Origin of the sequence: Rhodococcus sp. NPDC058532, assembly GCF_042719255.1 — a bacterium.
GTDB lineage: Bacteria > Actinomycetota > Actinomycetes > Mycobacteriales > Mycobacteriaceae > Rhodococcus_G.
In genome coordinates, this window is the sequence record NZ_JBHXNU010000015.1 from 63219 (window position 1) to 73689 (window position 10471).

Sequence of the window (10471 nt, forward strand, 5' to 3'; positions counted from 1 at the left end):
TCTTGTTTGCTCTTTTCTTGCCCTACCCCCCCACACGATCGCCTCCTCCGTCTTTTGTTTTTCTTTCCCCCCTGTCCGGCGAAAACACAACCCACGGCAGCGGAGCTGCTTAGAGGCCCAGGTCCGCGAGCCCGAGCAGCGACCGGTACTCGACGCCCTCGGCGGCGATGACCTCGTCGGCACCGGTGGCCCGGTCCACGACCGTTGCGACGCCGACCACGATGGCGCCCGCCTCACGCAGTGCCCGGACCGCGGTGAGCGGCGAGTTGCCGGTGGTGGTGGTGTCCTCGACGACGAGCACCCGCTTGCCGGTGACGTCGGGGCCCTCGATCTGCCGCTGCATGCCGTGCGCCTTCGCGGCCTTGCGCACCACGAACGCGTCGATCGGCCGCCCCGGCGCGTGCATGACGGCCAGCGCAACCGGGTCCGCGCCCATCGTCAGGCCACCGACCGCGTCGAAGTCCCAGTCCGCGACCAGCTCCCGCAGCAGGGCCCCGATCAGCGGGCCTGCCCGGTGGTGCAGGGTCGCGCGGCGCAGGTCCACGTAGTAGTCGGCTTCCTTGCCGGATGACAGGGTGACCTTCCCGTGCACCACAGCCAGCTCCCGCACGAGCCCGGCGAGCTCAGCCTTCTCCGTCATCGACCGCTCCTTCTTCCGTGCCTTGTCGGCCTTGAAGCCTAGTCGCTGCGGTGCCCGCCCCGAACCACCGGCTCAGCCGCCCGCGACCTCGTCGTTCACCGCCCGGTCCGCCGGTAGCTCGATCGGCAGCGCCTCGAACCGCGACACCGCACGCACCCCGAGGGCTCGGGCGACCGGCCCGGTGCCGGTCCCCCGCAGCAGGGTGTCGGTTGCGGCGGCCTGGTCGTTGTAGACGCGAGCGGCGCCCGCGAGTCGCTGCTCGGTGACCTGCAGTTCGAGGATCGGGCGCTGGATGGTCCAGTCGTTCCTGAGCTGCGGATCGGCGGCGGCGCCGGCCGTCACCCGGTGCAGTGCGGCGGTGATCGCGTCCTCCGCCGCCGCCTGGTCGGCGAGGGGCGCGGCGTCCGCGCGCAGGCCGAGGGCGAGCGCCCGGGCGCCGGCGAGGGGGGTGACCGCGTCCGGGTCCAGGCCCGCGGCCCTGGCGACGGTGACGAGGTGATCGGTCTGTTCGTAGCGGCGGCCGAGTTCGACCTCGAGAAGGTGCCTGCTGCCGGTCAGGTTCGCGCCGGTCCGCCGCGCCCGACGCGCGACGATCCCCACCCAACAGCCGAGAACAATGACACCAATAGCCACAACCGCCACAGAAATCACAACAGTCACAACAACGAAATCTACTCACATGGGACATTTGCCGCCACATCGCGGCGGCGGGGCGGCGGCCCGTCAGTCGTCGGCGCGCAGGTTCAACGGATGCGGCAGCGGACGCCCCGGATCGTGCGCGGCGTCCGCGGGGATGCCCGCAGGTTCGGACACCGGCGGCAGGACGTGCAGGATCCCGGACAGCCGGGAGACGGCCTCGATCGCGGCGTCCCAGTCCCGCCCGCTGCTCGTGATCGGCAGCGAGCCGAGGGTCCAGTCCCCCTCGCTCCACAGCATCTGCACCTGCGGCGGCACCGTCTCCGCGAACGTCACCATCCGCTGGTCGCACACCCGTCGGGCGATCTCGAGGTCCGTCGCGAACACCACGCGCGGGCCGATCGCACCGAGCAGGTTGAGGTCGGTGTCCTTCGGCGGCGGCGTCGACTTCAGCCGCAGGTCGATGTCGACGTCGGAGCCGACGGACCGCTGCACCGCGACGATGGTCACCGCCTCCGGCAGGTCGAACAGCACGAAGTTCTCACCGCGCCGGGTGCCGTGCACGACGTCGACCGCACCGAGGTATTCCTGACGCGCCAGCGCGGCCCGATGCCAGTTCGACGGCAGCTGATCGTCGGACTCGTTGTAGATGTAGCCCTGCGCCTTCGCCCAGATCTGCCGGACGCGCCCGAACTGCTCGCGCCTGCTGCGGTCGACGTACAACAACACGATCGCGCCTGCGAGCGCGATCGCCGAGAGTCCGAACCAGATGAGCGTCATCGTTCGTCACCTTATCCAGCCCGCGCGCTGCGCGCGGCACTCGGCTCGAAGTCGGTGGTCAGTTTCCACCGAAATCACCCAGATCCGGGATCGTGGTGCTGATGATGACGCGGGCGGTGACGGTGCCGTCCCCGGCTCGGTCCCCCTGGACGACGACGGTCTCGCCGACCCGCAGATCGGCGACCGTGCTCGCCCCGAGCGCGATCACCCGGGTCGACGCGTCGGTGTGGACGGTGACCTGCGATCCGCCGATACCGTCGAGGATCAGGGTTCCGCCGTCGTTGGAGCTCACGCTGCCGACGGCCGCGCCCGCCGCCCCGATCGCCTCCCCGACACCGCCGGGGATCTGCGACAGGTCCGGCGGCACGATCTCCGGTTCCGCCGTCGGCGACGGCGGCGTCGGGCGCGGCGTGACCGGCGGTCGGGTCGCGGTGGTCGACGGCGCCGCCGCGGTGGTGTCGTCGCCACCGCCGCCGGAACCGAGCAGCATCGCGCCGATGCCGACCACAGCGACGAGCAGCAGCCCGGCGACCGTGAAGGCCGCGATCAGCACACCCTTCCCCGGTCCCTTCTTCGGCTCCTCCGGGCCCGGCGCAGGAGGAATCGGCGGCGGCGCGCCCGGCGGCGACTGGTAGGCGTCGTAGGTGGGGTACGCCTGGGTCGCGTTCGGGGCGTGCCCCTGGGCGTCGTAGGTGGGATACGCCTGGGTGGGCTGCGGCTGCTGCGCCTGGTAGGCGTCGTAGGTCGGGTACGTCTGGGTGGGCTGCGGCTGCTGCGCCTGGTAGGCGTCGTACGTCGGGTACGCCTGGGTCGGCTGCGGAGCCTGGCCCGGATGCCCCTGCGACGGATACGCCTGGGTGGGATACGCCTGGGTGGGGTCGGCGACCGCGGGATACGCCTGGGTCGGGTAGGCCTGGGTCGGATGGTCGCCGTAGGCCTGCCGGGGGTCGGTGGTGTAGCGCGGACCGTCGAACTGTTCGGTCCGCTGGTCGGGCATCGACTCTGCGGCACGTTGCGCCCACTGCGCCGTCGGGTCGGACTCGACGGGCACGGCCTCGGTGCCGTCGGGGATGCGCTTGTCGTCCGCGTTGCTCATGATCGATCCTGCTCTTTCCGCCGGGTCGGGCCGACCCTCCAGAGTAGGCACCGATGCTGAAGACAGCCTGTGAGACGCGGACGGACCCCCGCTACTGCATCGCATCCCAGGTGATCGGTTTCGCCATCGCGGCCGGGAACTTCTTGCGCAGATAGCCGGTCAGTTCCAGGACGTGGGTGCGCATCGCATCCTCGGCCGCGACCGCGTCACCCGCGTCGATCGCGGCGAGGATCTCCGCGTGCGCCTGGTGGACCTTCGCCCGCCGATGCGCGGGGTACTCGACCCCGAGCGCGACGCCTTCGAAGATCCCGTCGACCGCGTCGATGAGGAACCCGAACAGGGCATTGCCCGACGCCCAGGCAATCACGTCGTGGAAGGTCTTGTTGGTCTCAAGGAAGACGTCGAGGTCCTTGAGGTTTTCCCCCATCTTGGCGACGGACTCGGCGAGCAGTGCGCGCTGCTCGTCGGAGCTGCGGTCGGCCGCAAGCCGGGCCATCAACGGTTCGAGACCGACCCGCGCCTCGACGATGGTGGAGAACGGCGCGCCCTCGAACTGCAGCACCAGCCCGAGGCTGTTCATCAGGTGGGAGGCGTCGGGCTTCTCGACGGTCGGCCCGCCGCCGGGACCGGGTTTGAGGGAGATGGCGCCCGAGAGTTCCAGATAGCGCAGCGCCTCCCGCAGAGTGCCGCGGCCGACCTGGTACTCGTCGAGCATCAACCGCTCGGACGGCAGCCGGTCACCGGGGCGTAGCCCGCGGCGGTCGATCTCCGCCACGATCCGCCGCGCGATGATCATCGCCGTCTTCTGCGGCCGGTCGGACCTGCTGCTCACCACCACGTGTTCGCCCCCCTGACGTCCTCGATCCGCTACCTACGCGGCGGTAAGGACTGTACCGTCGGACCCCCGGGCACGCGGCCAATGATGCGCAATGTGGCGTCCGCCTCACCGCCGCGGCGATCACAGCTCGGCGGGTTTGTCCCGACGGACACGAGTGAGATGTGTCTCACGCAAACCGGCCCGGATCCGTTGAATCACCCGAATGATGCCGATAGTTTCGAAGCGGCGCCGCACGGCGCCGCAGCGCGCCCGACCCACACAGGCCTCGCCCCTCACGAGCCCCGGGTCGGGTCGCCGAAGACGCAGGCGCACGGTCCGCGACCCCCCTCCCGGACCGTGCGCCTGTGCCGTATTTAATTGCGGTCGAACACCTTTCGTCCGCGGCGCCCGATCGGAGCCGAGCGCCGCGTCCGGGTCAGCCGAGCACGAGGGTGTCGCCGTCCTCGGCGGCGGTCACGGCGACGGTGTCGCCGTCGTGCACCTCGCCCGCGAGCAGCTTCTTGGCGAGCTGGTCGCCGATCGCCTGCTGGATCAGCCTGCGCAGCGGCCGCGCGCCATACAGCGGGTCGTAGCCACGCACCGCCAACCACATCCGCGCACCCGGCGTCACGTCCAGCGTCAGCCGCCGCGCCTGCAGCCGCTTCGCGAGCTGCCCGAGCTGGATGTCGACGATCGACTCCAACTGCTCCTCGGACAGCGGATCGAAGATCACGACGTCGTCGAGACGGTTGATGAACTCCGGCTTGAACTTGCTGCGCACCGCCGTCATCACCTGGTCCCGGTCACCGCCCGCGCCGAGGTTCGAGGTGAGGATCAGGATGGTGTTGCGGAAGTCGACAGTGCGTCCCTGCCCATCGGTCAACCGGCCGTCGTCGAGCACCTGCAGCAGGATGTCGAACACGTCCGGGTGCGCCTTCTCGACCTCGTCGAACAGCACCACCGTGTACGGCCGTCGTCGGACCGCCTCGGTCAGCTGACCGCCCGTCTCGTAGCCGACATAGCCGGGCGGGGCGCCGACCAACCGGGCCACCGAGTGCTTCTCGCTGTACTCCGACATGTCGATGCGGACCATCGCCCGCTCGTCGTCGAACAGGAAGTCCGCGAGGGCCTTCGCGAGTTCGGTCTTCCCCACCCCGGTGGGCCCGAGGAACAGGAACGAGCCGGTCGGCCGGTTCGGGTCGGCGACGCCGGCCCGCGCGCGCCGCACCGCGTCGGAGACGGCCTGCACGGCCTCGGCCTGCCCGACCACCCGCTTGCCGAGCTCGGCCTCCATCCGCAGCAGCTTCGCGGTCTCGCCCTCCATCATCCGGCCTGCCGGGATGCCGGTCCACGCGGACACGACGTCCGCGACATCGTCGGGGCCGACCTCCTCCTTGAGCATCACGTCGCCGTCGGAGGCGACACCGGATGCCTCGACCGCGGCGTCGAGCTTCTTCTCCAGCTCGGGGATCCGGCCGTAGCGCAGTTCCGCGGCCTTGCCGAGGTCGCCGTCGCGTTCGGCGCGATCCGACTCCCCACGCAGCACCTCCAGCTGCTCCTTGACCTCCCGGACCGAGTCGATGGCCTGCTTCTCGTTCTGCCAGCGCGCGTTGAGCTGACTGAGCTTCTCGCGGTCGTCCGCCAGTTCCTCGCGCAGCCGCGCGAGACGCTCCTGGGAGGCGGCGTCGGTCTCCTTGGTCAGCGCCATCTCCTCGATCTCGAGTTGGCGCACCTTCCGTTCCACCTCGTCGATCTCCACCGGCCGGGAGTCGATCTCCATCCGCAGCCGGGACGCGGCCTCGTCGACGAGGTCGATCGCCTTGTCCGGGAGGAACCGGGAGGTGATGTAGCGGTCCGACAGGGTCGCCGCCGCGACCAGTGCGGAGTCGGTGATGCGCACCCCGTGGTGCACCTCGTACCGCTCCTTGAGCCCGCGGAGGATCCCGACGGTGTCCTCGACTGACGGCTCACCGACCAGCACCTGCTGGAAGCGCCGCTCCAGCGCCGCGTCCTTCTCGATGTACTGGCGGTACTCGTCGAGGGTGGTGGCACCGACGAGGCGCAGTTCGCCGCGCGCGAGCATCGGCTTGATCATGTTTCCCGCGTCCATCGCCGACTCGCCGGTCGCGCCGGCGCCGACGATGGTGTGCAGCTCGTCGATGAACGTGATGACCTGTCCCGCACTGTTTTTGATGTCGTCGAGGACGGCCTTGAGTCGTTCCTCGAACTCGCCGCGGTACTTAGCACCGGCGACCATGGAGCCGAGGTCGAGGGAGATGACGGTCTTGCCGCGCAACGACTCCGGGACGTCGCCCGCGACGATGCGCTGCGCAAGCCCCTCGACGATCGCGGTCTTGCCGACACCCGGCTCACCGATCAGCACCGGGTTGTTCTTGGTGCGGCGGCTGAGAACCTGGACGACGCGGCGGATCTCGGTGTCGCGGCCGATGACCGGGTCGAGCTTGCCTGCGCGGGCGGCGGCGGTGAGGTCCGTCGAGTACTTCTCCAGCGCCTGGTAGCTGCCCTCGGGGTCGGGGCTGGTGACCCGGGCGCTGCCCCGGACGGCGGTGAACGCCTCCCGCAGCGCCTGCGGGGTGGCACCGTGCCCGACAAGAAGTTTCGCGATGTCGGAGTCGCCGGACGCGAGCCCGAACAGGACGTGTTCGGTCGAGACGTACTCGTCGTCCATTTCGGTGGCGAGGTGCTGGGCCGCGGTGATCGCCGCGATGGACTCCCGGCCGAGTTGCGGCTGGGTGGTGGCGCCGGTGGCGCGCGGCAGCCGGTCGACCAGGCTCTGCGCCTCCCGATGCACGATGGTCGGGTCGACGCCGACGGCCTTGAGCAGCGGTGCGGCGATGCCGTCGGTTTGGTCGAGTAGCGCGGCCAGCAGGTGCGCCGGACGGATGTCCGGGTTGCCCGCGGCGGAGGCCGACTGCAGAGCGGCGGTCAGTGCCGCCTGAGTCTTGGTGGTCGGAGAGAACGAATCCACTGAGTCACCCCTTCGGAAGACGTCGGTCGTCGCCTGCAAGCCTAGGCGGCATGCGGCGCTGTCACAGAGACCAACGCACGAAGGGTTGAGTCTGTTCCGCTCAACTCTGATGGCCTCGTCGCCGGTGCGCGACCGCTACGGGGCGTCGACCCCGGTCGTGCTCACCGGACCTCCTGCGTCCCCGGCAACACGACACCGACCGGACCGGAACCAACGCACAGTTCAAGGCCCGGGGTCAGCGGCCGCACCGACAGCGTCGACCCGGTCCCGTACAGCCGAACGAACACCGTGTTCAGCCCGGCCCGCACCGGCACCGACACCGGCTCCCCCGCCCCCAGCCCGACCGCGACGGCGCCGCCCGCCGTCGCGTGATAGTTCAGCTGCGCGGTCCACTGCCAGATCATCAGCGGCCCACCCAATCCCACGGTGCCGCCCGCCGCTCCGATCCGGGTGCCGCAGCCCGGGTCGGGTCCCGGCTCGGTCCACCGCACCGGCTGCACGGTCGCCTGGACGAGCCTGCCGGATTCGTCAAGGGCCCGCAGTTCCGGGGTGGTCTCGGCGAAGTCCGGACGCTCCGGCAGCGGCGCGAAGACGTGCGCGGCACCGTTCCACGGCGCCGCGACCGGCAGCAGTGCCATCAGTGACACCGGCTGGTCGAGCAGTGGCACGTCCCGGTGCGCGGACAGCGAGGCGCGCGCGGTCTCCAGATACTCGGCGCCGGGATTGTCGTTCCAGCTGCGGGCAAAGGTGACCGTCGACCAGACGCTCGACGCGACCAGTCCCGCGACCACCGCCGTCGCCACCGCCGGGGTCGCCGCGCGCCGGACGATCGCTCCGCACCGTCCCGGATCCGGCCGCCACGGCGCGCGCACGATCAACGCCAGGCCCAGTGCGAGGACGACGGCGCTGTCGCTGGTGTACCGCAGCGTCTGGGCGAGTTCGTAGGTGGTGTCGGGTCCGGAGCGGGCCACCATCATCGCGGCCTCGGACGCCGCCACGTAGCCGACCATCGCCGCGATCACCCAGCCGGTGCGTTGCTTGACCCGGAGGACGACGAACAGCCCCGCGACGACCACCACCCAGCCCGCGACGACCAGCCCGGCCGGGGGCGCGGCCCACGGCGGCCCCGGCGGCCAGCGTTCCCACCGCCACGGCCCGCCGAGCAGCGTGGGGAGCACCCCCAACGACGTTCCGTGGTGGGCGAATCGGAGCGCGTCGGCTGGCGCGGGAATCCGCAGACCGGTGTCCGCGACGGCGAGGTAGACGGTCGACCACACCGCGACGACGCCTGCCGCGGCGAGCCACAGCCCGCGACCGGTCCGCCACGCGGTCCGCAGCGGCGCGGCTGCGCCGTCCCCCCGCGCCGCCAACGCGACAACGGCGAACGCGACGAACGGCACCAGCACCGACTTCTCGAAGAACATCAACCCGACGGCGGTCACCACCGCCCCGGTGACGACGTAGCGGCGACGGCCGGTCCTGGCCAGCAGCAGCGCATCGCCGGCGACCCACGCCAGCGCCGCCTGCAGCGGCAGCGAGTTCAACCCGGCCGCCCACCACGCGAAGGACGGCACCGTGAGCGGGGTGAACAGGTACATCGCCAGCACCGCGAGCAGCGCGGGCCGGGGGCCGAGCAGCAGCCACAGCACCCGCAGCACGGCCAGCGCCGCCACCAGCTGCAGCACGATCAGCGTCACGGCGGCCGCCCACCACTGCAGCGGCGCGACCGTCGTCGTCAGGCCAGCAACCAGGAACGCGGCGGGCATCACGTGACCGTCGTGGTTGTAGAGCAGGAACTCCGGCGACAGCAGCGGCAGCGCCGCGGACCGACCGGTCAGGATCAGGTCGTCCCAGTACAGGTTGCCTCCGAGCGCGAGGGCACCCCGAACACCGGCCTGCGCGAGCACCAGCAGCAGCGCGAGCAGCAGGATCGGATGTGGTCGTACGGCCCAACCGCGGGGTGCGCCGGGCGCATCCCCGCGCTTCGGTTCCGCGTACCGGACGGACATCGCTCCGAGCCTAGTCAGCCGCGCGGGTTTGACCACCGGGCCCGCCGCTTCGTACGGTGGCGGCCACACAGTTATGTCGGGGCGCCCGTGCGTCCTAGTCATTGGGTTCGAGCATCGGCGGTGTCGGCGGGACGACGATGCACCGCTTCGGCGTGCCTCGACTAGGAAAACTGTGTCCACGAACCCCGTGCCCTCCGCACCCACCGTCCCGTCGGAACGACCCCCGGCCTCGGATCCCGGCTCGACCGCTGCCCCGTTCCGCACGTTGCGACGCCAGGCGGGCCCCGCCTTCCTTCCGATCGGTGTGCTGGCCCGGCTTCCGTTCGCGATGCTCACCCTCGGGATCAGCAGCTACGTCGCCCTCGTGCGGGACTCGTACGCCGCGGGCGGGCTTGCTGCGGGCAGCTACGCGCTCGGCGCCGCCGTCGGTGCGGCGCTCGCAGGCGCCTGCGCGGACCGCTACGGCCAGCGTCGAGTCATTCCGCCGCTGGTGCTGGCGAATTCGGTGCTCATCGCGCTCGTCCTGTTCGCCGCGACTGGCAGTCTGCCGCTGCTGATCCTGGTGTCCGCGATGTGCGGCCTCACCGTCCCGCCGATCGGTCCGTTCGCCCGGGTCCGGTGGACGGTGCTCGCCGACCGGGCGCTTCCGGCGGCCGAACGGGAGCGGGCCCGCGGCGCCGCGTTCGGGTACGAGACCCTCGCCGACGAGCTGACCTTCGTCTTCGGGCCTGCCGTCGTCGGGATCCTCGCGCGGGTCGGCGCGGAGGCACCGCTCGTCGCCTGTGTGCTGGCGACCCTGATCTTCGGGCTGTTGTTCGCCCGCCACCGCACCGCCGCGGCCGTGCCGGCGCCGCAGGCGGGGCCCGCCGCCGGTGTCGCCCCCCTGCGGTCCTTCCTGCGCGCGGACCGGGCGACGCTGGTGCTGACGATGCTCACGGTCGGCGCGCTGCTCGGCGCGCTGATGACCGGTGTCGTCGCGTTCGCGGGCGAGCACGGCGCGCTGTCCAACGCCGGGCTGATCTACGCGGGCTTCGGTGTCGGCTCGGGCGCCGCGTCGGTCGCGATCGGCAGGCTGCGGGCATCGGTCGGGCCGTTCCGACGGTTGACGGTGGCCGCGGTGTGGTCGGTGGCGGTGTGCGCGGTGCTCCCCGTCGTCCCCGACGGCTGGCTGCTCGCGGTCGCGCTGACGGCGTTGGGTCTCGGGATCGGGCCGATCATCGTGACCGTGTACGGGGTGGCGGCCGGGCACACCCCGACGGGCAGGCAGACGCTGCACATGGCGGTGCTCTCCGGCGCGTTGATCGCGGGCAACTCCATCGGCGCCCCGCTCGCGGGGGTGCTCGCCGAATCCGGTGGCGCGGCAACAGCGCTGCGGGGCGTGCTGGCGGTGTCGGCGGTGCTGCTCGCCCTGACGGTGCTCGCACGGGCGGCCGCCGCGGGTGGGCGGGCGGACGCCCCGGCGGCGCACCGATAGCGGGTCGCGCGTGGGCTCCGTGCCGGGGCC

The 10471-nt window shown here is 71.5% G+C and carries 8 protein-coding genes; 1 reads left to right on the forward strand and 7 read right to left on the reverse strand.

Features of this window, described 5'->3' with window-relative positions; genetic code table 11:
- Positions 1 to 109: 109 nt before the first annotated feature.
- The 7 genes from pyrE to ACFWQG_RS17645 all read right to left on the reverse strand — a co-directional run bounded on the left by pyrE (position 110) and on the right by ACFWQG_RS17645 (position 8967).
- The gene (pyrE, locus tag ACFWQG_RS17615) at positions 110 to 640 is read right to left on the reverse strand and encodes an orotate phosphoribosyltransferase (protein ID WP_378508929.1); all 531 of its coding nucleotides are present in this window, start codon (positions 638 to 640) and stop codon (positions 110 to 112) included.
- A gap of 72 nt (positions 641 to 712) precedes the next feature.
- Positions 713 to 1282, reverse strand: a complete 570-nt coding sequence (locus ACFWQG_RS17620; protein WP_378508930.1) for a LemA family protein — start codon at positions 1280 to 1282, stop codon at positions 713 to 715.
- A gap of 81 nt (positions 1283 to 1363) precedes the next feature.
- Positions 1364 to 2056 (reverse strand): hypothetical protein, encoded by a 693-nt coding sequence (locus tag ACFWQG_RS17625; RefSeq protein WP_378508931.1) that lies wholly within the window; start codon positions 2054 to 2056, stop codon positions 1364 to 1366.
- Between the two features lie 58 nt (positions 2057 to 2114).
- Complete coding sequence (locus ACFWQG_RS17630; RefSeq protein WP_378508932.1) at positions 2115 to 3152, reverse strand: DUF5666 domain-containing protein; 1038 nt, start codon at positions 3150 to 3152, stop codon at positions 2115 to 2117.
- 91 nt (positions 3153 to 3243) lie between these two features.
- Complete coding sequence (locus ACFWQG_RS17635; RefSeq protein WP_378508933.1) at positions 3244 to 3984, reverse strand: FadR/GntR family transcriptional regulator; 741 nt, start codon at positions 3982 to 3984, stop codon at positions 3244 to 3246.
- Between the two features lie 421 nt (positions 3985 to 4405).
- Positions 4406 to 6958 (reverse strand): ATP-dependent chaperone ClpB, encoded by a 2553-nt coding sequence (gene clpB / locus ACFWQG_RS17640; protein ID WP_378508934.1) that lies wholly within the window; start codon positions 6956 to 6958, stop codon positions 4406 to 4408.
- Between the two features lie 161 nt (positions 6959 to 7119).
- Positions 7120 to 8967 carry a hypothetical protein gene (locus tag ACFWQG_RS17645; RefSeq protein ID WP_378508935.1) on the reverse strand — a complete coding sequence of 616 codons (1848 nt, stop codon included), beginning with the start codon at positions 8965 to 8967 and terminating at the stop codon, positions 7120 to 7122.
- A gap of 172 nt (positions 8968 to 9139) precedes the next feature.
- On the opposite strand from ACFWQG_RS17645, the gene ACFWQG_RS17650 reads away from it, so the two are divergent.
- A complete protein-coding gene (locus ACFWQG_RS17650; RefSeq protein WP_378508936.1) occupies positions 9140 to 10441 on the forward strand; it encodes an MFS transporter in 1302 nt (433 codons plus the stop codon).
- Positions 10442 to 10471 lie beyond the last annotated feature (30 nt).

What these genes read in the sequence shown, in the direction of transcription:
- pyrE (WP_378508929.1), bottom strand. Translation starts at nt 640, where the DNA reads ATGACGGAGAAGGCTGAGCTCGCCGGGCTCGTGCGGGAGCTGGCTGTG.
- ACFWQG_RS17630 (WP_378508932.1), bottom strand. Translation starts at nt 3,152, where the DNA reads ATGAGCAACGCGGACGACAAGCGCATCCCCGACGGCACCGAGGCCGTG.
- ACFWQG_RS17625 (WP_378508931.1), bottom strand. Translation starts at nt 2,056, where the DNA reads ATGACGCTCATCTGGTTCGGACTCTCGGCGATCGCGCTCGCAGGCGCG.
- ACFWQG_RS17645 (WP_378508935.1), bottom strand. Translation starts at nt 8,967, where the DNA reads ATGTCCGTCCGGTACGCGGAACCGAAGCGCGGGGATGCGCCCGGCGCA.